Source organism: Geobacter psychrophilus, assembly GCF_056821595.1.
Map to the genome: position 1 here is coordinate 238,423 of NZ_JBXDTU010000003.1, position 22,455 is coordinate 260,877.

The 22,455-nt window shown below is 52.6% G+C and carries 27 protein-coding genes; 25 read left to right on the forward strand and 2 right to left on the reverse strand.

All coding sequences use genetic code 11. The annotated features are described in order from the left end of the window. The first annotated feature begins 43 nt into the window (after positions 1-43). From ACOCF6_RS01995 to pepN, 20 genes are all read left to right on the forward strand, one after another. Complete coding sequence (locus ACOCF6_RS01995) at positions 44-874, forward strand: hypothetical protein (RefSeq protein ID WP_482458711.1); 831 nt, start codon at positions 44-46, stop codon at positions 872-874. Positions 875-884: 10 nt separating this feature from the next. Next, positions 885-1,241: a hypothetical protein gene (locus ACOCF6_RS02000; protein WP_482458712.1), complete on the forward strand. Its 357-nt coding sequence runs from the start codon at positions 885-887 to the stop codon at positions 1,239-1,241. Beyond that, positions 1,234-2,277: a hypothetical protein gene (locus tag ACOCF6_RS02005; RefSeq protein ID WP_482458713.1), complete on the forward strand. Its 1,044-nt coding sequence runs from the start codon at positions 1,234-1,236 to the stop codon at positions 2,275-2,277. The genes ACOCF6_RS02000 and ACOCF6_RS02005 overlap by 8 nt, the downstream gene beginning before the upstream one ends. A 32-nt stretch (positions 2,278-2,309) precedes the next feature. Continuing rightward, a complete protein-coding gene (locus tag ACOCF6_RS02010) occupies positions 2,310-2,891 on the forward strand; it encodes a hypothetical protein (RefSeq protein WP_482458714.1) in 582 nt (193 codons plus the stop codon). A 36-nt stretch (positions 2,892-2,927) separates the two neighbouring features. Further along, complete coding sequence (locus ACOCF6_RS02015; protein ID WP_482458715.1) at positions 2,928-4,976, forward strand: helicase-related protein; 2,049 nt, start codon at positions 2,928-2,930, stop codon at positions 4,974-4,976. A 67-nt stretch (positions 4,977-5,043) separates the two neighbouring features. Next, positions 5,044-5,274, forward strand: a complete 231-nt coding sequence (locus tag ACOCF6_RS02020) for a hypothetical protein (RefSeq protein ID WP_482458716.1) — start codon at positions 5,044-5,046, stop codon at positions 5,272-5,274. Then, positions 5,271-6,050: a DNA/RNA non-specific endonuclease gene (locus tag ACOCF6_RS02025; protein WP_482458717.1), complete on the forward strand. Its 780-nt coding sequence runs from the start codon at positions 5,271-5,273 to the stop codon at positions 6,048-6,050. The genes ACOCF6_RS02020 and ACOCF6_RS02025 overlap by 4 nt, the downstream gene beginning before the upstream one ends. Before the next feature lie 289 nt (positions 6,051-6,339). Beyond that, positions 6,340-6,585: a hypothetical protein gene (locus ACOCF6_RS02030; RefSeq protein WP_482458718.1), complete on the forward strand. Its 246-nt coding sequence runs from the start codon at positions 6,340-6,342 to the stop codon at positions 6,583-6,585. Between the two features lie 42 nt (positions 6,586-6,627). Further along, the gene (locus ACOCF6_RS02035; protein WP_482458719.1) at positions 6,628-6,798 is read left to right on the forward strand and encodes a hypothetical protein; all 171 of its coding nucleotides are present in this window, start codon (positions 6,628-6,630) and stop codon (positions 6,796-6,798) included. Beyond that, positions 6,795-7,328: a DUF1643 domain-containing protein gene (locus tag ACOCF6_RS02040; RefSeq protein ID WP_482458720.1), complete on the forward strand. Its 534-nt coding sequence runs from the start codon at positions 6,795-6,797 to the stop codon at positions 7,326-7,328. The genes ACOCF6_RS02035 and ACOCF6_RS02040 overlap by 4 nt, the downstream gene beginning before the upstream one ends. A gap of 46 nt (positions 7,329-7,374) precedes the next feature. Next, positions 7,375-7,599 (forward strand): hypothetical protein, encoded by a 225-nt coding sequence (locus ACOCF6_RS02045; RefSeq protein ID WP_482458721.1) that lies wholly within the window; start codon positions 7,375-7,377, stop codon positions 7,597-7,599. 417 nt (positions 7,600-8,016) lie between these two features. After that, the gene (locus tag ACOCF6_RS02050) at positions 8,017-9,168 is read left to right on the forward strand and encodes an ATP-dependent DNA ligase (protein ID WP_482458722.1); all 1,152 of its coding nucleotides are present in this window, start codon (positions 8,017-8,019) and stop codon (positions 9,166-9,168) included. After that, positions 9,168-9,308, forward strand: coding sequence for a hypothetical protein (locus ACOCF6_RS02055; RefSeq protein WP_482458723.1), 141 nt, complete (start codon positions 9,168-9,170; stop codon positions 9,306-9,308). The genes ACOCF6_RS02050 and ACOCF6_RS02055 overlap by 1 nt, the downstream gene beginning before the upstream one ends. A 10-nt stretch (positions 9,309-9,318) precedes the next feature. Beyond that, the gene (locus ACOCF6_RS02060) at positions 9,319-11,262 is read left to right on the forward strand and encodes a BRCT domain-containing protein (protein ID WP_482458724.1); all 1,944 of its coding nucleotides are present in this window, start codon (positions 9,319-9,321) and stop codon (positions 11,260-11,262) included. 97 nt (positions 11,263-11,359) lie between these two features. After that, positions 11,360-12,472, forward strand: a complete 1,113-nt coding sequence (gene dnaN, locus ACOCF6_RS02065) for a DNA polymerase III subunit beta (protein ID WP_482458725.1) — start codon at positions 11,360-11,362, stop codon at positions 12,470-12,472. Positions 12,473-12,548: 76 nt separating this feature from the next. Further along, positions 12,549-13,208, forward strand: coding sequence for a hypothetical protein (locus tag ACOCF6_RS02070; protein ID WP_482458726.1), 660 nt, complete (start codon positions 12,549-12,551; stop codon positions 13,206-13,208). Between the two features lie 17 nt (positions 13,209-13,225). Further along, positions 13,226-13,489, forward strand: a complete 264-nt coding sequence (locus ACOCF6_RS02075; RefSeq protein WP_482458727.1) for a hypothetical protein — start codon at positions 13,226-13,228, stop codon at positions 13,487-13,489. A 58-nt stretch (positions 13,490-13,547) separates the two neighbouring features. After that, on the forward strand, positions 13,548-14,045 hold the full coding sequence (locus ACOCF6_RS02080) for a hypothetical protein (protein WP_482458728.1): 498 nt from the start codon (positions 13,548-13,550) through the stop codon (positions 14,043-14,045). Positions 14,046-14,048: 3 nt separating this feature from the next. Then, positions 14,049-14,669 (forward strand): hypothetical protein, encoded by a 621-nt coding sequence (locus ACOCF6_RS02085; RefSeq protein WP_482458729.1) that lies wholly within the window; start codon positions 14,049-14,051, stop codon positions 14,667-14,669. Between the two features lie 119 nt (positions 14,670-14,788). Further along, positions 14,789-17,440, forward strand: coding sequence for an aminopeptidase N (gene pepN / locus ACOCF6_RS02090; RefSeq protein ID WP_482458730.1), 2,652 nt, complete (start codon positions 14,789-14,791; stop codon positions 17,438-17,440). Between the two features lie 242 nt (positions 17,441-17,682). On the opposite strand, the gene ACOCF6_RS02095 is transcribed toward pepN, so the two are convergent. Next, positions 17,683-18,210, reverse strand: a complete 528-nt coding sequence (locus ACOCF6_RS02095) for a hypothetical protein (RefSeq protein WP_482458731.1) — start codon at positions 18,208-18,210, stop codon at positions 17,683-17,685. Continuing rightward, positions 18,207-19,604: a sigma-54-dependent transcriptional regulator gene (locus ACOCF6_RS02100; protein ID WP_482458732.1), complete on the reverse strand. Its 1,398-nt coding sequence runs from the start codon at positions 19,602-19,604 to the stop codon at positions 18,207-18,209. Before ACOCF6_RS02100 ends, ACOCF6_RS02095 begins: the two co-directional genes overlap by 4 nt. Before the next feature lie 428 nt (positions 19,605-20,032). On the opposite strand from ACOCF6_RS02100, the gene ACOCF6_RS02105 reads away from it, so the two are divergent. From ACOCF6_RS02105 to ACOCF6_RS02125, 5 genes are all read left to right on the forward strand, one after another. Then, the gene (locus tag ACOCF6_RS02105; RefSeq protein ID WP_482458733.1) at positions 20,033-20,542 is read left to right on the forward strand and encodes a hypothetical protein; all 510 of its coding nucleotides are present in this window, start codon (positions 20,033-20,035) and stop codon (positions 20,540-20,542) included. A 167-nt stretch (positions 20,543-20,709) separates the two neighbouring features. Further along, a complete protein-coding gene (locus tag ACOCF6_RS02110; protein ID WP_482458734.1) occupies positions 20,710-20,907 on the forward strand; it encodes a Lar family restriction alleviation protein in 198 nt (65 codons plus the stop codon). Continuing rightward, positions 20,886-21,185: a helix-turn-helix domain-containing protein gene (locus tag ACOCF6_RS02115; protein ID WP_482458735.1), complete on the forward strand. Its 300-nt coding sequence runs from the start codon at positions 20,886-20,888 to the stop codon at positions 21,183-21,185. Before ACOCF6_RS02110 ends, ACOCF6_RS02115 begins: the two co-directional genes overlap by 22 nt. Beyond that, positions 21,182-21,766, forward strand: coding sequence for a hypothetical protein (locus ACOCF6_RS02120; RefSeq protein ID WP_482458736.1), 585 nt, complete (start codon positions 21,182-21,184; stop codon positions 21,764-21,766). The genes ACOCF6_RS02115 and ACOCF6_RS02120 overlap by 4 nt, the downstream gene beginning before the upstream one ends. Before the next feature lie 114 nt (positions 21,767-21,880). Further along, positions 21,881-22,369, forward strand: coding sequence for a hypothetical protein (locus tag ACOCF6_RS02125; RefSeq protein ID WP_482458737.1), 489 nt, complete (start codon positions 21,881-21,883; stop codon positions 22,367-22,369). Positions 22,370-22,455: the final 86 nt, after the last annotated feature.

Below are 22,455 nucleotides of genomic sequence, written 5' to 3' on the forward strand. Positions count from 1 at the left end.
CCACTTCGCTTCTTGAAATAAACAGCCGACAGGAGGGATCACCATGCTTATAAACTTCACACCCATAGCCAAACTCATGAAAGCCGCACGAGACGTAATTGCCACTTGGGAACGTGGTGACCTGGCCGGTTCGGTGCGCGACCTGGATGCCGCTGTCAACGAGTGTCATGGTGTAATCGACCTATCCGAAGCGAATCCCGACATCATTGAACAGGCCAGAAGGATGTATGCGAACGACGAACTCCAGATTGACGATTCCCCCGTCCTTGCCCCTGCCGATGATGGGACATGGGTGTCTGCCTGGGTCTGGGTTCCGAAAGAAGACGGACAGCAGGCAGAAGCAGAAGACGAGTCTGTGGTGCTGACCGGCCTGGCTCTGCTGGCCGCTATCATCGAAAAAATAGCCGACATCAAGACCAGTAATCTGATAAGAACATTTGCCCCTGCTTATTATCGGGAGCAGGGTGAGTCATTTGAATACATTCCGCTGCCGGATGTACCCGACCTGTCGCTTGTTGCCTCAACAGAAGCACTCAACACGGTCCTTGATGCGTATATGGCAGAAGCAAAGGCCCAATGGCCGGACGAGGACAAAGACATCTCATCCATCCTCGAATTCGGGAGAGGTGCCAAGTTCCACAACGAGCTTTACATGGGCGACCGGGCCGAAAGTTTCCTCAAACACTACCTTGCCCTGGTCGGGGAGAAGGATAACGGGCTTTTCGTAGATTCCTACGATCTCAACTGTGCTGTGTTTTATACTGACAGTCTGGAAGAGGCCAACGAGTTTGCCGGCCTCATCGCTCCGGCGACGGTCTTTAAGATAGACTCAAGCACCATTCCGCCCGCTGTTGTCGAAATGAATTCGTTTTGAGGTGGTTGTCATGGGAACTCGACTGAACATAGTTCTTGCAAACGAAAACAGGGTCGCGGCGGTGTTGTACTCGAACTCCTGCCACCCCGAAGTGGACGCCGAACTGATAGTCCGGACACACGCAGCGGCTGCGAAGGGCCTGACGGAACTTGCAACCTGGCTGCTCTCGAATACCTACCCCAGCACAGTTGGGCCGAACTGGAAGAATTACCCTGTGTTCTCTCTCGACGCCGAACCGGGAGACCACGAGAAGGTGTTGCTGGTCAGCCCGACAGTCCTTGGTTCGGTGACATCTCTCGTCGTTGAAGACCTTGGGGATATCGAGTTCGAGGCAAAGCTACACACACCGGGAGGTGACCATGAATAGACATTCTCACGGCGCAAAAGATGGTGCGAAACTCTCCCCTTTTGCCTTCCTTGCCACGCTCTCTCCGCGCGGAACTCGCGGTTCCTTCTTTGCGGTTGGCCAGGACGTTTACAAACGGGTGATCAGCGACCAGGCCGAACAATGGTTCAGACTCGATGTGGTCTGCGGGCCTCCGGTCTTCGGTAAGCAGGATCTGATCACCGGGTTCCAGCTGCTGGAGCCTGAATACGTCGGTTCGCATTGGATCCCGGCCACAAGCGATGAAACGGCAATGGTCACCAAGCAGATACACGCAGGTGAAGCAGCCGCCATTGACGGGTTTCTGGGGGCAGAATCATCGTACGAGTGGGAATGGGAAACGATCGGCAAGCCGTCCACAGCAAAAAACAACGTGTTCATTGCACTCACTCCGGACGGTCAGCATGTCTGGTTGAGGAAAACCAAGGGGTATAAGGGTAACAAGTCCCAATGGATCGTCTCATTCCTGCACGACAAGGAGTCGGCTCCGGTTGAGTATGGAGTTTCTGACTGGTGCGGTGCATTACCGGCTACCACCGTCAAGGAGATTCAAAGGCAGGTAGAGGACAAATTCCGGTGGAGTGTTTCGGACTGTCAGCAAAAAATACAGGATGCAGACAGCGGCACTTTTTTCGGCCAGGACCGCTCTTGGGAGACGACCTCTCCAGACACGTTGGTCAAGGCTCTGATCTCTTTGTCGAAAGTCTCGCCTCCGACCCCGCTTTCGGCAATTGAAATGAGGCGCCTGCTTGAGTTGAACGGGCAACGTAACCGAACGGGGAGCTTTGCCGAGGATCGGAGAGAAAACCTGAGTCTCGACCATCTGTATGCGGAGCTCTTTGTGCGCTACCTAGCCTTCGACGTGGCCAAAGAAGATAAAGATGTCGTGGAGAGCATTAAAGAGAGCGGTTCAAACCCTGTTGACATGGACTTCTCCGGAATAAGACGACAAATGCTTGAAGCGGGGCGGGCCATGTACGCCCATCGTTTCAAACAAGACGAAAAACTGGCCGCATAGGGGTTCCCCCCTCTGCCAACCTGGAGGTGTTTGTGAAAAAGAACTTGATTGCATTGTTGGCCCTGTCGTTCTTGGCAATGTCTTTGCCGGCGCTGGCCGCGAACGAGGGAAATGAAAACGGCTACCATGCTGTGTGGCTGAACGGCAGTTACCTGCCTAAAGGGAAAGGGCATCCTGGTGGCGGCTTCGGCTTCCGGGGGATGAACGTGGGCGTCGAGGTCTCCTACATCGATTCGGGCGATTACGCCGGTGACGATATCAACGTGATCCCTCCTGGAACAGAGAGTTTCATGGGACCATCCGATTCGCTCGGGAAAAAGAATATCGACGGCAGTCTTGGGGTTGACTTCATGCTTTTCCTGAACCCGTTGAAGGGCGTGTCCGTATTCGCGGAGGGAGGACTCTATTACCAAGAGGTCCAGGAAATACGGCGTTCCCAGAATACCGGCAAACTCTGGTCAACCCATCATTCCTACAACGCCCTTGGAGGTGGCGGCGGCGGTATCATGGTGAAGATCCCAACCAGCGAGTTTCTGACGTTCAATGGAGTTTCCCTGCAGGCCGGTTACCACTCCCTCAAGGGGATAACCGCTTCAATAGGTCTCACTTACTGACACGAGCCCCAGCCAGAGGCAACCAGGAGAACGATTGTGGCCACATCAACGAATACACAACCAGATAAGAAGGCCGGCGCCGCGTCAAAAGCCAAAACAGAATCACTGGGCCGTCTCAAGTCGTTCGGATTGAAGGAACCGTGGCAGGTGGCCCTGCTGTTGCCGTCTTCATGGGATGATCTCACAAGGGTTGTGGACCGCTATGACGCCGTGATCGAGAACGGCACTTCCTGTGTGTTTGTCGGGAAACTTGCCGGACCTCCCGAAACGAAGTTCGAGGTCGGTAAACCACCCCGCCTCACCGGCTATCTGCTTGACCCCGCGGGCCGGAAAGTGGGTTTCTCCGTGTTCGGTGACTCTCGCGAATTCAAGGATCAACTGAATGATGACCGCAACAAGGTCTACCTGTTCGGCCGGGTTGAAACCTACAACGAGCGGTACTGGATCAAAGGTCCCGAAATTGTCCAGGAGAAGTGGATCGGCAGGTTTAGACCGCGCTACCCAGGCAAAGCAGGGGTCATAAAACCGGAAACCGTCCGTGACAGGGTTATCCGAGAACTCCGCAAGGCCATTCCCATAGCCGCTGAATACCTGGCCAGCGAACTCAAATGCTTTGGCGATCCGAAAGCCTTGGCTGCACTCGCGGGGCTGCCGGGTTGGCCGTTGGAAACGATCATCACCCAATCACATGTCCCGAAAACTCCTCAATTCGGCCAGAGCGCACAGCGCGCCATGGAACACCTCGCCTCGCTTGGCATTATGAAAGGGGCAAGAAACCAGCACGGCGCGAAACAGATAACTCCTCCACGGGTCGGTAACTGGAAGGCGCGAGCCGCCAGGATCCCGTTCAAGCTGACCGATGAACAGGACAACGCCATCCGGGACGCCTTGGCCGATATTACGTCTGATCAGATCATGCACCGCATGCTGGTTGGGGACGTAGGCACAGGCAAGACCGCTGTCTACGGGACGGTGGCAGCTGCAGTGGTCGATGGTGGCGGGACGGTGGCTGTTCTGCTCCCTAACGAAGGCCTCGCTGCCCAGGTCGCGCGAGAGTTCGGCAGCTGGTGGCCCGATCTGCACATCCAGCTCGTTACCGGCAGCAGCAAGGAGACCAAGATATCCGCGCCCCTGGTGGTCGGCACAACAGCATTGCTGTTCAGGGATATTGGGCATCCGACTCTTGCTCTGGTCGACGAGCAACAAAAATTTGCCAGAAATCAGCGAGAGCAGCTCGTCGGCGCCGGCACCCACTTGTTGGAGGTCTCCGCAACTTGCATCCCCCGTTCGGCCGCCCTGGTGCGGTACGGTATTGTGAAAGTCAGCAAACTCACAAAGGCCCATACCAAGAAAAACATCCACACGCGGATATGGCTGCCCGAGCATGGGCAGGAACTTGCGAAAAACATCCGGCAGACCATCGTGAACGGTGATCAGGTGCTGTACGTGTACCCGCTGCGAGAGACCGATGCGGAAGAGATGCCGGTAGAAGATGAAATGGTCGACACCGACCTCGCCGGTGAGGTCATCAAGGATTCTAGTGAACCGGCCAAGAAGAAGCTCGAACTGAAGTCTGCAACCGACATGTTTGAAAAATGGCACAAAATCTATCCCGGGAAGGTGCGCCTGATCCACGGCCAGATGCCTGATGATGAAAAAACTGCAGCTTTGCGCGACATGCGTGAAGGCCGGGCAATGGTGCTCATCGCCACAACGGTCGTCGAAGTGGGAATAAACCTCCCCAAACTACGGAGGGTTGTCGTCTGCCATCCAGAACGGCATGGACTCACCACGCTTCACCAGATCCGCGGCCGGGTCGCCCGCCTCGGCGGAGAGGGGTGGTGCGACCTGTACCTCCCGAACCCTGTCAAAGAAAACACCATGGCGCGTCTCAAGGTCCTTGAACAGACACAGGACGGCTTTAAAGTCGCGGAACATGACATGCGTCTTCGAGGGGTGGGCGATATCTCGCGCAATTCCTCAAAACAGTCCGGTGCCGATGAAACGTTTTTGTTCGGCCGGCCGGTGAGTATCGAGGCTTTGGATGCGGTGATGACTGTCCTGTCAGCACAGAAAATGGAATGACAGTAAGCAACCTCTCCTGTATATTACCGTTCGGTTGTATTTTCCTTGAAAAAGAGTAAGGAGACCCATGAAAGTTACCTACCCACCCATAAAGTGCAAAATTGACGGTAAAGACGGTGATTTGTTCCACGGTGTTGCATCAACATTACCTGGCAGCCCAAGGGTAACAATCAGTTCCAATGCTGTTTCTGAAGAGTGGAAGTGTGGGGACAATGTAATCTTCCGGGCAGAGTCGGAAGACGGTCTGCATTTCACCCCGATTTCAAGCAATCAGTATCTCAACGAGGAGCCCGCATGAAATTACTAACCCTTATCTCTCTCTTTTTCGCTCTTAACACCTCGCTGGCTTTCGCGGGTCAAACCGCCTGCCCACAATTCTTCGTCAACGGGCAGGGTCCGGAATACCTGAACAACAAGGTCAGCGCCAAAACACGCGAGCTATGCAATTCCGGATACGCGGTCGGGCATTCAGGCCAGACAAGAACAGCTCTCTGGGCAGCTGAAAGGATAACCAGGGAGCGTCTTGAAGCGGGCCGTGGTTTGCCTCGTGCAAATGACTTCCGTCCGGACGATCGCCTGCCGGCAAGCGAGCGGGCCGAACTAAGTGACTTCGCCCGTTCTGGCTTGGACCGGGGCCATCTGGTGAGTGCAGCCGATAGCGCATCTCCGCTGGAACAGCACGAATCCTTCCTCTTGAGTAATATGGTAGGGCAAGATCCGGATAACAATCGCCACCTTTTTGAAGGGACCGAGAGCGCTATAAGAAAGGAAGCAAAGCGTGTCGGGGAGTTGTTCGTTATCACTGGTCCGATGTTTTTGGGACAGGACATCAAAGCCCTCAAGGGCCGCGTGTTGATTCCAACGGCGCTTTACAAATGTCTTTATTACCCACGGGCGCAAAAAGGGGGGTGTTTCGTCGAGACCAACGGTCCAGGGATGGAATACAATGTGGCCAGCATCAGCGAGGTTGAAAAGGCGATCAACATAAACCTGTTTCCGGGGGTTTCTCAATCAGTAAAAGACACCGCAATTCAGTTGCCGACCCCGATACCCCATAGCAAACGTGGCCGGTAAGTGTACCTACAGGAGACGACACTTTACCTTTTGTGCAGTCTCTCCGCAAAAGAGTCAGAGTTAATTGACTAAAAGGATAATTTATGGGGTACATTCCTCCAACAATAGAAGAAGCAATGAGCCTGAAGCTCACATTGCTCTGGCACAGAAGACAGCGTAACCGATTCGCGATAGTGGTGGGAGGCGGGGTACTGCTCATGGCGGTGCTTTTGGTTATAGTGCTTTATTTCAAAATTATGCTCTGATGTATATTGTATAAAGGATTTATAGAACGTTAGAGGAGGACAAGATGACATTTGAACCTTTCCAAAACGAATCGCAAGCGATCACCTTCGGCGAGTTGAATATTGAGAACCGGCTGGATCGAGTGAGCATCTTCGGCAGTCTGGATATCACAAAAGACAAACCCGGTCTCGCCGCAGCACTGGAACTCAAGGGGCTGCTCGACTCCGTTGTTGAAGAACTTACGCATACCGATCTACCGGACGCTATTGAGGTTATCGCCCCGACCACCGTCAAAAACCCCTTCAAATGAGGCATAATATGAGTTTAACAGCACCCTTTATAGGGGGAATATATGATTACCGCGACCTTTGACCTGTCGAAGGCGACTCCTGACGAAATCGACCAGGCGAGAGTGATGATTGACCAGGTCAGCAACAGTCTGCCGGTTGCATCACTGCAAATAAATATCGTCGAACCCGAAGTGGCCGACAACCTCGAACTTCCTTTCCTGAAGGCCGCATGAACCTGTTCGCCGACGCATACGCGGATCTTCCCGGGTATCCTGCCGTGTGGTCGCCCGAGCCGGTGCCACTTTATAGATATTGCCTTTGGAGAGTGTTCACCACCACCCCACCCAAGCGCATCATGGCCTGTATTGGATTAAACCCATCTACCGCTGATGAAACGACAGACGACCCCACTGTATACCGTGTTCAGAAGCGTGCGCGTTCGCTCGGTTACGACGCTCTCTGTATGCTGAATGCCTTCTCGTTGAGATCCACAGACCCGATGCTTATGAAGCGGGCAGTTGAACCCGTGGGAGACCAAAACGACGAGTGGTTAGTGCGCTGCGCTTCAATTTCGGACGTTGTGCTGGCAGCGTGGGGAGTGCATGGAGAACACCAGGGCAGGGGTGAGGCTGTCAGGCGACTGATTCCGAACTTGATGTGCCTGGGAGTCACCAAGGATAATTACCCCCGGCACCCTCTGTACCTCAAGGACTCGACTCCTTTGATCCCTTACGACCACATAGTCGTTGACGGCAAAAAATAACCGTGCTTCAATTGATACCTACAAACTGCCCTCATAAGGAAAATACATGGAATCAGTCTGCACTACGGCAGAAGAAGCAGTTGAATTAAGCACTCAAGACAACAAGGTGGTTCTTTGTGAAGATACGCCGGAGAACAGGGAATACCTGACCATCAAGTGCGGCGACTATATCGAAAACGACAGCGTTGCTGAATTTTGGAGTACGGCAGCTGACGATGGTGTCGAGTGGCGTGTGATTATCAAGGCCGGACACCCCGGTGTGGGAGAGTGATATGACAAACAGGACTATCTAGGTCTTCGACGAAGGGGCACAAGATTCTTGTCAACACGAGCGACCCCACCGCTCTTGAAAACACCTTCGCAGCCGCTGTAGAAACCAGAAGCCGTCCGACAATGGAACACGTGCCGGCAAACAAACCTTTGCCCTCTTGAAAACCCTCCTGAACTACTTTTCACTTCTCCTGGGTAGGCCACCTACCCCTACTTTTCTTCACCCCTCCATGCTTTGGTAGTCTTTTTAGTATCCATCTTTTTTTCGAGTAGTTGACTTTATTCTTCAGTAGCCAACTTTATTTTACACCCTTCAAAAAGACTCCCCGTTTCCCTGTCTATCATTGACAATATAACGTAAAACATGCTATATTATAAATATCAATAAGGAACAACTACGATTTTTTGGAGGTGCCTCATGGCGGAGATTCTGAAACAACTTGACCTACATTTTTTTGGTGGCGGCAGTGATAAGGTCTACCATATAGCCCTTGTTGCTGAAGACAACGGCACGTATTCTACTGCTTTCGCTTATGGCCGACGAAACAGCACGCTCAGTCAGGGGCATAAGGTTGTCAATACCTCCTCAGCACAGGCAGAGCAGGCATTCCGTAAACTTGCCAACGAGAAAATCGGCAAGGGCTACGTTGAAAGCGAAGGCGTGAGTGGGTCTAATGTGTTCTCCTTCCTCGGCAAAGTATCAACTGCGCCTTCTTCCTCATCTGGATTCATCCCCACACCTACCAAGTCCACTATCGAGCTGGAGCGCACTGGTATTGCTGTGCAGCTGCTCAGCGCAATCGACGAGACAGAACTCCAGCATTACCTCTCAAGTCCCTCTTTCGGAGCGCAAGAGAAGAAGAACGGTGAGCGGCGTGCGGCGTGCCTGCGGGACGGAGATTATTTCACAAGTAACCGTAAAGGGTTCAAGGTGTCTTGCCCGGCTCCTGTGGCAGAGGCTCTCTCGAAAACGGGTTTTCCCTCAATGGTTGTGGATGGCGAACTGATCGGGGACATTTTTTTCGCATTCGACCTTCTTTTTGCCGACGGCAAAGACTACACCGGACTTCCCTTTTTTACGCGCTTCAAGAATCTTACAGCCCTTTTTACCCCGGCAGTCGGCAAGCACTTCGTTATAGTACCGCTCGTCCTTTCGTGCTTCGACAAGACAGCTTTGCTTGAGAGGCTCCGCAAGGAAGGCCGGGAAGGCATGGTATTCAAGGAACTATCCGCCCCTGTGGTCCCAGGTAAACCCGCATCGGGTGGGTCACAGTTGAAGTATAAATTCGTAGAAGACTGCCAGGTAATCGTTTCCTCGATCAACACCAAGCGTTCAGTCGCCATCTGTGTCCTTGACGATAAAGGTCGCTCCATCGGCGTTGGGAACGTAACAGTACCTCCTAACCACAATATTCCCAGTGTGGGGGACGTGGTGGCTGTGGAATACCTCTACTACTATGAGGGAGGAAGTCTGTACCAGCCGGTTTATGGTGGTGTCCGCACCGACCTCGACATCGAGGACTGCACCCTCGCGCAACTCAAGCGTGCGCCTCTGGACATGGCGGCATAATGAAAAGGGAAGATTCAGCGATTCAAGACGAGATTATTTATGCTAAACAGGTGCAGGCCGAAACCGGATGCACCTGGACTGAGGCACTCAAGGTCAGCCACCGACGCATTGAACAATTACGCTTAACCGGATTGATTTAAGGAGACACCTATGACACCTACCGAACTGAAAGCCGAAATAACCCGTCTGAACGCACCATACCGTCAAGGCTCACCACTCGTTTCCGATGAGGATTACGACGCTCTGGTGGACGCTCTGGAAGCCCTGATACCCATTGACGAGTTCGAGGCGTTCCTGCGGACACTCACCGAGGAAACCGGCGACACGAAACATGACCGGATCGTCGGCAGTCTCCGCAAATTCAAGTACGGTGTCCTGGCCCCACTGGAAAGATGGGTGAAACGGTATGTCACCAATATGCTCCTATGCCAGCCGAAGATCGACGGTATGTCGTACCTTGCAAACTACGTCGAAGGCCGGTTGCAAAAAGGAGTCACTAAGGGCGACGGTGAATATGGAGAGGCAATCACTGACAAACTCCTGTATATCCTTCCTGAATTCATACCTTCCAAGAAGGCCATCGAAGTACGAGGTGAACTGACCTTGACTGGCGATGACCATATAACCCTTGGCTTCAAGAATCGCCGCAACGGGACTGTCGGACTTATGAGAAGGGACGAGATAAACCCGGCTGAAATCGTTTGCTGCAAGGCGTTTGCTTTCGAGTACCGTGAACTGGATGCCGAGATAGGGGAGGGTCTGGGTAGGGCAGAGCAGTTGGTTATGCTCGAATCACTGGGCTTCACGGTGGCACAGCACACGATGCTCGATGTCACCGGCATGGATGTGGAAACCCTCCAGGAACTGTTGGCCGACCACCTTGCAGAGTCCCGCAAGACTGCACCGTTCAGCATGGATGGACTGGTTCTCTGTGCGCCGGAGACCCGGAGTGAAGATGCGTACCTTCCGGTCGAACTCGTGGCATGGAAAAAGCCATTACCGGCGGTTGCAACCCCCGTTCTCGATCTGGAGTGGTCAACATCTCGCGGCCAGCTCGTCAAGCCGGTCGTGCTTCTCCAGCCGGTTGACATCGACGGTTCGACCATCAGCAGGGTAACAGGCCACAACGCCCTCTACGTCAAGAACTGTGGCATCGGCACAGGCGCAACCGCTCTTATTCTCAAAGGTGGGGATGTTATCCCCAAGATTGAGGACATCTGTTCTCCGGTCGATGCTCAACTCCCTACCGTCTGCCCCGCCTGCGGTTCGCCTCTGGAATGGAAAGGGGTGGATTTGGCCTGCACCGCCGACATCTGTAGCGCCGCCACCCTGAAACGGGTCGCCTACTTCGTCAAGAGTCGCGGCATTGAAGGAGCCAGCGAAACGAGTCTGGAAAACTGGGGCATCACAGATTTTGCAACCCTGCTGACATGGACACCAGCCGAGGGTTACAAGAGCCAACAGAGTTTCATGGATCAACTGACCGCCAAAGTGTTCCACGCCTCGCCGGTGGACATTTTCACCGCTATGGGGTGCGTCGGTCTGGCCGACAAGAACATGGACAAAATAATCTCCTTCTGCGGCAGCCTGGACGCAGCCACCGCCTTGATGCACCTGACCGGCCTTGGAGATACCCCCCCGCTCCCTGCAGGGATCGGCATCAAGATGCTGAATAACGCCCGAAAAACTTGGATGGAGAACCTGTCCCTGCTGGCCAATATCGTAGTTGACGACCGCTACGTTGGCGCTCCGACCCTGCTGAACAAAGAGAAGTTGTCCGGCAGCCTGTCCGGCAAGTCGTTCCTGATTACCGGCACACTGTCGAGTCCCCGCAAGAGCATCGAGAGCCTGATCGTGGCGCATGGCGGCAAACTCGCATCGAGCGTTTCAAAGAATCTCGATTTCCTCATAGCGGGTGAGTCGGCTGGCAGCAAGTTGGGTAAGGCCAGACAGTTGGGTGTTACCGTGATTGACGAGGCTACTTTGCACAGCATGATAGAGGCGTCAGCAACGGAACCAGAAACCCCGAAAGAACAGATCGTGCCGACAGCTTCAAACCCCGAACCAATCTACAAACAGGTGTCGTTATTCTAGTTCTTTATCTTGTTGACAATATAGCATAAATGATGCTATATTATAAACATAACGAACGACACAATTCCATCGTCCAAAAGACAGAGAGGGGTACAACATGAAACTTAAAATCGACAAGGCAGAACTGGTTAAGGAAATCGAGAAGGTCATCGGTGCAACAGGCGAGGGGAGCAACATGCCTATCCTTCGCCACATCCTCTTGAAAGTTTCTGGCGATATGGCAACCATGTCTGCCACCGATCTGTCGGTTGAACTCACGACTGAATTTCCCGTTCTGGACGGAGAGGACGGCTTGATCGCTATCCCCGGCAAGAAGATGCACGAAATTGTCAAGGAGTTGCCCAACGGCGAAGTCAGCATCTCCACAACAGCCGGAAACTCCACCATCAATATCACTGCCGCAAAAACCCGCTTTAACATCGCCGGCCTGGAAGGCCAGGAGTTCCCTGCCTTGAAGTCTCCCGAAACGGAGAAGATCGTTCCATTCGGGGCTGATGCCCTGGCCCTGTTCCTGAATCAGGTGAAGGCCAGCATTTGCTCGGACGAGACGAAAATAAACCTCTGCGGCGTGTATATCCACACGAAGGACGGCAACCTGTGCTTCGCCAGCACCAACGGCCACCGCCTGTCGAGAGTCCAGCGCAAGAAAGAACTCCCCGAAGGCTTTATCTCCAAAAACGGCATCACTGTCCCAAAAAAGGGAGTCCTGGAAATCATCAAACTGGCCGATACGGTCAAGGGTGGCGGCAAACTGTCTCTGGCAATCAAGGACAACTCTCTCCACGCTCAAACCGACTCCACACGGCTTGCAGTTCGCCTGATGGACATGGACTTCCCTGATTACGAGAGGGTTATCCCTACCGAAGCCGGTCAGGTGGCAGTCATCGAGAAACAGGCGCTTACACAGGCTTTGAAGCGAATCAGCGTTGTCAATGACGGCAAAGATTGCCGCACCAAACTGATTTTCTCCGAAAACCTCATCAACGTATCCGCTACAAGTGCGGTGCTTGGCGACGGCACAGAGGAGTTCGCTATCCAGTACGCAGGCGGTCTGGTGGAGGTCAATCTCAACGCCCGCTATACGCTCGACGCTATCGCCGCTCTCGACAAGGACGATGATGTCACTCTCACCATCCACGGCGAAAACAAGCCTGTGACCATCGGCAACAAAAACGGTTTCCTCGCAGTCATCATGCCTATGCGGGCTTAAACGCAGAGACTCGAACACCGGGGCGGTAGCGGTCAATCCGTTCACCGCCCTTTCCTTACCTGAGAAGGAGGCACCGATGATAAACGACTGTTCACCTGCTCCCGCAGGAATAACTGGAAACCTCGCAGACTGTGTGACCACCAAAGATATGTCGGCCCAGGAAGCGGCGGCGGCGATCGCAAGTATGGCGGCGAAGCTCCCGAAGGCTCTCGGTATCGGCGTATGGGAAGGCACGATCGAGGGTAAAATCTCCGGTAGCGTGTATGGCGGAAGGCATCTGGGGGTTTTCGATGCGAACACCCTTATCGCTCTTTTCGGCCCCCACGGCGATTCCCTGTCCGAATGTACGGCTGCCCTGCTGGTCGCAACCATCAAGAACGCCGACAAGATTGCAAAAGCCCTTCAAAACATCCCGGTGGTCACTTCTGAGCAGACTGAAAAGTCTCCAGGTGGGTCAGCATGCCTCGACGCCTGCCCGACCTGTGGCGGGCATTTGGAGCGTACCAGGACAGACGTTCTCCTGGGTGTCGATCGGGAGCTGTTTGAATGTGAGGATTGCGGTGACGATGCGATCCGTGAACTGACTGTTGAAGAATCTCCGATCGAACGAGCCGTCAAGTGCATAGGTTGCGGCAATATGATCCCGTTTTCTTCGGCCCATATCTTTCACCAGAGCGGTCCCACAGCCCATTTCATCGGTGACTGCTGCGTCAATGGATACCCGGAAAGAGCATGAAACAGAGGGGGAGTGCAATGTCTAGGAAAAAAGCCACTAAAACAGCGAACATCTGCGCAAATATGTACGAAGGTGAATTCCAGGTCAGCTTTGATTGCGTGGGAGTGGAAGTGTGCCGATTTGCGCTCTGCCCTGTTATGCCTCCCGATGGTAGCGAGGAATGCACTTATCGGGAGCACGGTTCTTGTTTATGCCCGCATGCAAAACATGCGGCTCTGGAAACTCTCAGAAATAGGCTCGCAAAAGAGTTGAAACAGTTAGAGGAAGATTGCGAGGGCTAAAGGGCATTCTGATCAACGCAGTATCTATCACGAATAAACGAAAGTGTAGGAGGATGCTATGCACCTTTCCAACCCAGTAGAATCAGTGTCAGCGGCACTCTATGCGGCTTGTCTGCGTGATCTGCCGAAATACCATTACCAGGACCGCGACTGGCCAGCGTACAACGCTTTCAGCAAGGGCCTTTCCAAAGATGAGAGGGCGAAACAATACCAGCAGGAGCGTGAAAGCGGCGTGATGGCGGGTCCGGTGATTGAAAAAAACAGGCGCCCCGAGCCTTATGACGTCGAGGTGGTGATGTTTCCGCAGATGTGGGGGAGCACTGCCCTTGGGTATGGCGGTATCGGCGGTCAGGCTATTACTGGTGCCTACACAGTGATCATTAGGAATTCTCTTGATGATTGTGCGGCTGTCTATTTCGGTGGGGCGGGGCGCCTGGCTTATATAGTCCGTGCATGCCGGGCAAACACCGCGTTCCAGGAAGACATCGCCAAGCAGCGCCTGGTCTCAGTCAAGGACGCAGCGCTCAAGTACGGCACAATGGAAGTGGAGGGGTAACAGATGGGGGAAGCGAAAAGAAAAGCTCTGGCCCGCGCCCGGTTGCTTGAAAAAGCTGACATACCCCGCCTTTCTACAGCGCTTCGTAAGCTCGCCTCGGCAGCCAGCGGGCACTTTGGGTCGGATTGTTACATCCATGCGGCACTCGCTCAGAAGATCCTTGCCGACCTGGGGGTGGATGCAACGCTTGTAGCCGGATATGCCGGTTGGCGTGTCGGCCCAGGTGACAGCGATGTGGTGCTTCACTTTCCGGCCCCGGGTATGGTTGTTCCCGAGAACGCGGCACCCTATCATGTCTGGCTGGAGATCGACGGACAGATCCTCGACCTCACACTATATTCGCTACCTCTAAAGGCACAGCAGCTCGATGAACAGGACGGGGGGAAAACAAGGGTCGATTGGTGCCCCGATTACCTTTTTGTCCCAAAACAGGCGGTTTCTCAACTCCGTGATGTGGTTCAGAAGCAGGCAGGGTTATTCTATTACGAACGGGTGCCGGCAATCGAGAGCAGGATCATCCGGACGGCCCCCGTTCTTGACCCGGATGATGTAAGGGCCGCCTGGATGCTGTACCAGAACCCTGCTTGCGAGGTCTTCGGGCCGAATAACCGCTTAAATGGTTGACCTCTCAAAACTGTTGACCAGCGTACCTAATTGATATTATATACTTTAATCCAGTCAAAATAGCTTGACGATATTATTATATTTTGCAGAATGACAAAACTTGAACGGATAACATTATCATGACTGAAGTTGCCCACAGTACGACTTATCGAAATAATTATACTACTTTCGATTACATTGTAGAAAACACTGAGTTATGCTTCGAACTTGAAGAAGATACTACAATTGTAACATCTAGACTGTCACTACGTGCAAATTACGATTTTTCTCAGAAACCGAGACCTCTTGTTTTGAACGGACAGCACTTTCTCCTTCGTGAACTTTTAGTTGATGGAGTCAGGTTGACCTCAGACCGCTACACAGTCACTCAAGAGCTCTTGACTATCCATAAGGTACCTCCGGCTTTTACCCTTGAGATAATAACCAAACTCAACCCAAAGAATAACACGTTTCTGGAAGGGCTTTATTGCTCAGCTGGAATGTTCTGCACACAGTGTGAGGCGGAGGGCTTTCGTTCCATTACCTACTACCCTGACCGCCCTGATGTGCTCACGGTCTTCACCACAACCATTATTGCCGATAGGGAACGCTATCCGGTTCTCCTGTCCAACGGCAACCTACTTGACCAAGGTGAATTGCCGAACGGTCGCCATTTTGCCAAATGGCATGACCCGTTCAAGAAACCAAGTTATCTTTTTGCGTTGGTTGCTGGGGATCTCGTTAATATCGAGGATCATTACATCACCAGTTCTGGAAGAAAAATAGCCTTACATATCTATGTGCACGAGCAGAACAGTAACAAGTGTGGTCATGCCATGCTTTCACTAAAAAAAGCAATGCAATGGGACGAGGAGACTTACGGCAGGGAATACGACCTCGACTGTTATATGATCGTGGCTGTAGATGATTTCAATATGGGGGCCATGGAAAACAAAGGTCTTAACATTTTCAATTCACGCTATGTCCTTGCCAGTCCTGAAACTGCCACTGACAACGATTACCAAGCGATCGAAGCGGTTGTCGGCCATGAATATTTACACAATTGGAGCGGCAATCGGGTGACCTGCCGGGACTGGTTCCAATTATCCTTGAAAGAAGGACTCACCATCTTCCGTGATCAGGAGTTTTCTGCCGACATGGAATCCCGTGGTGTGAAGAGAATTGCGGACGTCAACTTCCTGCGAACAATCCAATTTGCTGAAGACGCCGGCCCAATGGCCCATCCAGTCAGACCGGACTCCTACATCGAGATCAATAACTTTTACACAGCGACTGTCTACAATAAGGGTTCCGAAATCATCCGGATGTTACAAACCATTATCGGCCCTGAAAAGTTCCGCAAAGGTATGGACAACTATTTTGCCAGCTACGATGGGCAAGCTGTGACAATAGATGACTTCGTAAAGTCTATGGCTGATGCCGGTGACATTGATCTCAATCAATTCAGTCTTTGGTACAGCCAGGCCGGCACTCCGCTGCTCAACGCCAACGGTGACTTCGAACCGGATACCGGTACCTTTACTTTGACAGTCCGTCAATCATGCCCTTCGACTTCTGGTCAACCGGACAAAAAACCGTTACATATCCCGCTTACTCTCGGTCTGCTTGGACGAGATGGTCGACAAATGCCAATCACTCTCGTCGGAGAATCTAGTCAGGGACCATTAACAAGGGTCCTGCAGCTCCGCTCTGTAGAGGAGACGTTCCGTTTCCAAGGTTTAACAGACGAGCCAGTACCTGCTCTCTTACGCAACTTTTCGGCACCGGTTAATCTTGACTACCCCTACCGACATGATGATTTGGTTTTGCTCATGGCCCACGAATCGGATCCTTTCTGCCGTTGGGAGGCTGGTCAGAGAATGTCGACGCAGATCATTCTTGATCTGATTGTTGCCCGGCAAAATGGAAAGGAATTTTCACTGGATCCGAAATTTGCGGAAGCTTTCAGGATAACACTCACGAGCAGAAACCCGGATCGCGCCTTCCAGGCTCTGACGCTCTACCTTCCCTCCGAAAAATATATCGCCGAACTCGTAACGGTCATTGACCCAGATGCGATTCACAATGCTCATCAGTTCGTTATTCGAACATTGGCGTCTCTCTTCAGGGATGAGTTTCTCACTGTTCACGAAGCCTGTATGGGAGGTCCTGCTTATGCTCCGGACGATGGTCGGTCCGGTGATCGACGTCTTGCTAATCTCTGTCTCTCCTATCTGATTAATCTCGGTGAACCGTCAATTATTGATCTTTGCCTCGGCCAGTACCAGAAGGCAGATAATATGACTGAAGCAATTGGAGCACTGGAACTGCTCGTTTCCTGCGACTGCCCGCAGAGAGTCCAAGCGCTAAACGATTTCTACCAGCGTTGGCAAGATGACCGCCAAGTTGTCGACAAATGGTTTTCGCTCCAAGCTTTATCCAATCTTCCTGGAACTCTGGAAGAGGTACAAGCACTCCTTGGCCACCCGGCATTTGAACTCACAAACCCCAACCGTTTCCGTGCCTTGGTAGGAGCTTTCAGTCAGAACAATCAAGTTCGCTTCCATGATCTGAACGGTGCCGGATACCGCTTTCTGGTCGACCAGTTGCTGCGGTTGATTCCCATCAATCCGCAAGTTTCAGCCCGACTTCTTTCACCGTTGGCCAACTGGCGACGTTTTGAAGAGAAAAGAAGCTCCCTCATGCGTCAGGAGTTACAGAGGATACAGGAAGTTCTCGACTTACCACGAGATGTCTATGAAATAGTAACCAAATGTCTAGCGCCCGCTTAATAGTGGATTGACTCAATAAGGGCCCAGGATAATAGCGGGTCCTTATTAAATATGGACCCTTAAAAATCAGGGGGAGTGGTGGACTCCAAAGGCAATAAACTTGCCAGTGCTGTCCTTACCGGCTGGTTCAACGGGATACCCGAAAACAATACTCACCGATACCCGTTTGGTGAACAAAAAGATCGTGGAACGCATTGCTCAGTGGGAAATCTCCGATTTTCGCTCCAGGGAATAAATTTGTATCAGAATAACGCCGCTATTATTTTGGACCCGTCGCTAGCAGGGTAAAGCGGCAGGAGGTTGAACACCCCGCGCCCGAAAAAACTGTCCAGTGCTCCAATGGCCAGCACTATGGTCAGAACTTCATAGAACCGCCCCGGCCTGGCTGAAATCCTTTTCGCAAAATAAGCCAGCAGCACTCCCCACAGCATACTCATCACCGGACCACCGAAAAAAAACAGAGCCGGTGGTGACATTACCCCGGGATCCACGTAACTCTTCAACGTCGTCCTGTGGATATTGAACAACGTCTGGCCAACCTTGAAAACCGGGACGATCAGGAGGTTATCGGAGGAAGCCCCGATGTTCACACTGGCCACAGGTACATTGGCGAGCTTACCGAAAATGAAGTGTCCGGTTTCATGGACGAGTGAGTTTATATGCGGCGCAACACCCTGGACCGTCAGATCGCCCAGGTAAAGGAAAAATCCTGATGCCATGGCCATCCACGGGAGGTGGCCTAACCTGTTTTTGAACTCCGTCAGATTCATTGCGACTGCTCCCTTGCCTTGAGGCGTTTATTCAACGTGGGCCGCGACATCCCCAGGATCTTGGCCGCGTTACTCTGGTTGCCATCAGTGACCCGCAGGACCTCCTCGATCATGTACTCCTCCATCTCGTCAATGGTCGGAAACCGACCGTAAATCCGGCTCAAGGGATGCGAATCAAGCTGTCCTATTTCCTCATCACCTAGGCCGCCGGCATGGGTGTTCGGGACATCGAAGGGCACGTCTTTAGCGGAAAGGACTCCTGTTCGGTTGAGGGTCACCATGTCGTTGATGATGTTCTCCAGTTCGCGCACATTGCCGGGGAACGAATAGCCCTGGAACGCATACAGAAGGTCGCTGGTCACCTCGGGGATCGGTTTGTCGAAGATAGCTGCAGCCCGTTTCAGAAAATGGTTCACCAACACCGGCACATCTTCCATCCGGTCCCGTAAGGGCGGAATAGCGAGGCTGTGTGTCCGGAGCCTGAAATAGAGATCTTGCCTAAATTTCCCGTTCTTGCTCAAGTCCGCATTTGTGGCGGTAACGATACGCACGTCTGCCTTCATGACCGCGTCACTGCCCAAACGGTAGAATTCACCCTCCTGCAGGAACCTCAAGAGTTTTACCTGGGACTCCGGTGCCAGGTCCCCAATCTCGTCCAGGAATAACGTGCCGCCTTCCGCCTGGCGTATCAGGCCGTCGCGCGATGTCGTCGCGCCTGTGAAAGCTCCCTTCCTGTGCCCGAACAGTGTGTCGCTGAACGCAAAGTCATCCAGCCCCGCGGCATTTACGGCTACGAACTGGCCTTTAACCCCGCTGCTCTCATGGATCGCTCTTGCGAACACCTCCTTGCCGACTCCAGTCTCTCCGCTGATCAGCACCGGATGTCGAGATTGAGACAGGCCCTCGATGATAAGGAGCAGGGAATGGATTGCGGCGCTGCGGAACACTACCCGGCTTGTCGTGGTCGCCAGCTCCGGTTCCAGCATCTTGTTCTTCAGCATCTGGTAGTCGCGGCGGAGTTCGAAGTTTTCCAGGGATGATCTTACGACCGACAAAAGACGTTCTTTATCGAAAGGCTTCGGGATGAAGTCCTTTGCCCCGTGTTTCATGGCGCTTACAGCGGTTGGAACATCATTGAGGGCTGTCATGACGATCACCCTGGTTTCGGGCGACCGCTCCGTCAGTTCTCTCAGCACTTTTTCCCCAGCATAGGGCATCATCCAATCAAGCAATACAACTGCGACCCCGCCCTTATCAATGACCGGATAGGCATCGCGGCCGTCCTCGAACGTGAGGACAGAGCACCCGCATTTGATGCTCAACAAGCTTTTAAGCTGATCACGGAAGGCTGCCTCGTCATCGATAACGACAATTGTGCTGACCACTTTGCTCATTATACCTCCAGGTGCAGTTCATCATTCCTGTTCAACGATGAACTTTCAAAAAGAAATCTGTAAAATAATTCACACCTACGCAACCATGCGGAATTACAACATATCTCTTTGGCAGGCAATATAACTGTAAAAAAATGCACAGTCCAGCAAAAGATGTGAGTGAATTTTTGTAAACGTAAAAGCCCAATCATTACTTGTAGATATGAGTGCGTTTCTGTTTGGCACGCTCCTTGTAATAATGAAATCATAACCTGGACATAACTGGCATCTGTATTGGATTGTGATAGTGACAAGTGGGAGGGCAAATGGCTTCAAGTGTGGAACTATCAGTTTTTAATAAGGATAATTGCTGGCCAAACAAAGATTCTCGCGGGAGATGGAGTCTCTATACTCTCCATGTTTCCGAATGCCGGCCGGGTGTGTGCTCAGTGGTGGTAGAAAACAGGTACCAGACGATCCTCGAAGATTATGTCGAGAAGGTAACGCTGTCGAAAACTCTCGCCAGCATCGTACCGCGGGATATATCGAGGGAGTGGAGAAAATACGTTGAAGAGGCGGCCTTGTCCGGTCAGGATCCCCTCAACGTGCTGCCTCCGGTACCGACCAGCGTTTCCTGCCACGATGTAGTTCTTCACCGCACGAAAGAGGGTGTCTTCCTTGCCGGCAACCTGTTCCCGGTCGACGTCCAGCATTATTTTCGTTGTCAGCAGACACCCTTCGGGATGCAGGTGCCAGGGGACTGGGACAAGAGATTCGCCCCGGGGGAGTCCACCACAAAGGTCAAACTCTGCATACCCACAAGGCCGACGTTGAAAAGCACCTGCGCCTGGTATCACAAGATACTGACGGACGCTTTTGGCTTGCATGAAAAAACCCGGCCAAAAAGACTATCTCTGCAACGCCCATCCCGCTCCTACAGTCTCCGTCTCGCCGCTTAACTCTCCTCGCGCCTCTAACAGGGGCGCTTTTTTTATCTAATTTTCTCACGCTTAATAAAAATAAGCTAATCAGATAATACAACCGAACGGTTGTATTTTAATTGACAAAATAGCCCTGCGTGCTAAGTTGGTTGCAGTGTTATACCAACAGACCCCGGAGGGCCTATATGATCACGCTTCAAGGGTGTCCGGAATGCAACGCAGAACCGTCTGAGTTCTGCCAAATAGATTATGTGCGGGTACGTGAACCGCACGACAAAAATATCGTTACCGCCAAGTGTCTCAAGTGTGGATACAGCATTACCGCGGCTACAGCAAAGAACCCGCAGATCATAAGGTCTCTATGGAACACACGGACGAATTGATTGCGGAAGAAAAAGTGCCTCTTCGGCGCTTGCGGCTGCAGATCGGCTACAGTATCGCGGAGATGGCCGAAGACCTTAACCTCAAAAAGGCAACGTACCAATGCTACGAAGATGGTTCCCGCCGGGCGCCCGATGACATCGAGCAGAAAATGAGGGCAACCCTGGTGATGGACAAGGCGTTCATGGATGGCTTGCCGGCCAGGATCGATGAAGCAGAGCTCAAGAAGGCCTCACGTGCAACCAGGAGCAACACAGTCCCGCAGCGGAGCAAGATATGAAGGGTAAGAACACAATCCCAGCAGACAAATACATCGACATGGTGTCCGGCATCGTCGGCCCCAGCAAGACCAGAGTATCAAGCATCACCAGTGTCTTGCAGTCCCTCTTCCCTTCCTCCGCAACCAGGATGCAACTCATCATAGCAACCGTCCTTATTGACGAACGGGCCGGGTCTACTCCAATCAGTGTGGGATTGGTGTCTGCCGCGATAGCGGAACAACTCTCTGCAGGCTACGGCACAGACCTGCCATGCCCTATCTGTCTTCGCAAGAAGAGGCACTACAGCGAAACGGAAGCCAACCGTCTCAGGGAAATGGCAAGGAATAAACGGAAACGGACGTCCCGCACAGCGCCGGGCATTTTGGAAATCCTCAAGTCAATGCCAGCGGAGTTCAGGATCAGGAGCATCTGCGACGCCAACCCGAAGATAAAACCCTCTGCAGTAAGGGGGATAGCCAGTCAACTGCGGGCCGAAGGGGAACTGGTGCTTGAGCGCAAAAAGATCTGGCGTAAGACTTCAAAATTCGGAAATTCTACCACATGGGACCAGCTTAAAAAGACTGCAGAAACAGTTCAGTGAAGGCATTGTGGCTTACAGGCGCATTATGATATACAACCGAACGGTTGTATATCTATTGACAAGATAGCGTTTAGGGCTAACAATATAACACAGGTTATATAAGGAGGCCAGCACATGGATACCAGCAAGGAAATACAATCCCGGATATTGCTTATCAAGGCAATAAAAATAGCGAAAGCAGCCCACGCCGGTGAGGTTGATCTGGCTGGCGTCGATTATATCCAGCACCCACTGCGGGTCATGCTGATGGGCCGGACCATGGAAGAACGGATAGTGGGTGTTCTCCATGACGTAATTGAACACGGCAAAGTTTCATACGAGTCACTGGTCCGCATCTTCGGGCAGAGGATCGCAGATGCCGTACTGGCCATCTCAAGGAAACCAGGCGAAACGTACATGCAGTATATCCACCGCCTGGCATCAGACCTGCTGGCGGCAACGGTAAAGACCTACGATCTGAAAGACAACATGGACGGCCGTAGGATCCCCGAACCGACATCCCATGACCGGCAGAGGACCAAGAAATACGCAAAGGCTCTGAAGATATTGGAAATGACCGTGGCCGATTCGTATGCGCCTGCATCACTGCAAGAGGCTGCCTGATATGGTGGTGTTCACCTCGTTCAAAAAAAGTCACATATACCGAGGCGAACACTTTTCCATCTCCATGTTCCAGCCGAAGGGTTTCA

Excerpts from the sequence above, each read along its gene's own strand:
- ACOCF6_RS02080 (WP_482458728.1), top strand. The coding sequence starts at position 13,548 with ATGCACCTTTCCAACCCAGTAGAATCAGTGTCAGCGGCACTCTATGCG.
- ACOCF6_RS02025 (WP_482458717.1), top strand. The coding sequence starts at position 5,271 with ATGAAATTACTAACCCTTATCTCTCTCTTTTTCGCTCTTAACACCTCG.
- ACOCF6_RS02060 (WP_482458724.1), top strand. The coding sequence starts at position 9,319 with ATGACACCTACCGAACTGAAAGCCGAAATAACCCGTCTGAACGCACCA.
- ACOCF6_RS02125 (WP_482458737.1), top strand. The coding sequence starts at position 21,881 with ATGGATACCAGCAAGGAAATACAATCCCGGATATTGCTTATCAAGGCA.
- ACOCF6_RS02030 (WP_482458718.1), top strand. The coding sequence starts at position 6,340 with ATGACATTTGAACCTTTCCAAAACGAATCGCAAGCGATCACCTTCGGC.
- ACOCF6_RS02055 (WP_482458723.1), top strand. The coding sequence starts at position 9,168 with ATGAAAAGGGAAGATTCAGCGATTCAAGACGAGATTATTTATGCTAAA.
- ACOCF6_RS02075 (WP_482458727.1), top strand. The coding sequence starts at position 13,226 with ATGTCTAGGAAAAAAGCCACTAAAACAGCGAACATCTGCGCAAATATG.
- ACOCF6_RS02095 (WP_482458731.1), bottom strand. The coding sequence starts at position 18,210 with ATGAATCTGACGGAGTTCAAAAACAGGTTAGGCCACCTCCCGTGGATG.
- ACOCF6_RS02035 (WP_482458719.1), top strand. The coding sequence starts at position 6,628 with ATGATTACCGCGACCTTTGACCTGTCGAAGGCGACTCCTGACGAAATC.
- ACOCF6_RS02110 (WP_482458734.1), top strand. The coding sequence starts at position 20,710 with ATGATCACGCTTCAAGGGTGTCCGGAATGCAACGCAGAACCGTCTGAG.
- pepN (WP_482458730.1), top strand. The coding sequence starts at position 14,789 with ATGACTGAAGTTGCCCACAGTACGACTTATCGAAATAATTATACTACT.
- ACOCF6_RS02040 (WP_482458720.1), top strand. The coding sequence starts at position 6,795 with ATGAACCTGTTCGCCGACGCATACGCGGATCTTCCCGGGTATCCTGCC.
- ACOCF6_RS02115 (WP_482458735.1), top strand. The coding sequence starts at position 20,886 with ATGGAACACACGGACGAATTGATTGCGGAAGAAAAAGTGCCTCTTCGG.
- ACOCF6_RS02020 (WP_482458716.1), top strand. The coding sequence starts at position 5,044 with ATGAAAGTTACCTACCCACCCATAAAGTGCAAAATTGACGGTAAAGAC.
- ACOCF6_RS02005 (WP_482458713.1), top strand. The coding sequence starts at position 1,234 with ATGAATAGACATTCTCACGGCGCAAAAGATGGTGCGAAACTCTCCCCT.
- ACOCF6_RS02100 (WP_482458732.1), bottom strand. The coding sequence starts at position 19,604 with ATGAGCAAAGTGGTCAGCACAATTGTCGTTATCGATGACGAGGCAGCC.
- dnaN (WP_482458725.1), top strand. The coding sequence starts at position 11,360 with ATGAAACTTAAAATCGACAAGGCAGAACTGGTTAAGGAAATCGAGAAG.
- ACOCF6_RS02000 (WP_482458712.1), top strand. The coding sequence starts at position 885 with ATGGGAACTCGACTGAACATAGTTCTTGCAAACGAAAACAGGGTCGCG.
- ACOCF6_RS02085 (WP_482458729.1), top strand. The coding sequence starts at position 14,049 with ATGGGGGAAGCGAAAAGAAAAGCTCTGGCCCGCGCCCGGTTGCTTGAA.
- ACOCF6_RS02070 (WP_482458726.1), top strand. The coding sequence starts at position 12,549 with ATGATAAACGACTGTTCACCTGCTCCCGCAGGAATAACTGGAAACCTC.
- ACOCF6_RS02050 (WP_482458722.1), top strand. The coding sequence starts at position 8,017 with ATGGCGGAGATTCTGAAACAACTTGACCTACATTTTTTTGGTGGCGGC.
- ACOCF6_RS02045 (WP_482458721.1), top strand. The coding sequence starts at position 7,375 with ATGGAATCAGTCTGCACTACGGCAGAAGAAGCAGTTGAATTAAGCACT.
- ACOCF6_RS01995 (WP_482458711.1), top strand. The coding sequence starts at position 44 with ATGCTTATAAACTTCACACCCATAGCCAAACTCATGAAAGCCGCACGA.
- ACOCF6_RS02120 (WP_482458736.1), top strand. The coding sequence starts at position 21,182 with ATGAAGGGTAAGAACACAATCCCAGCAGACAAATACATCGACATGGTG.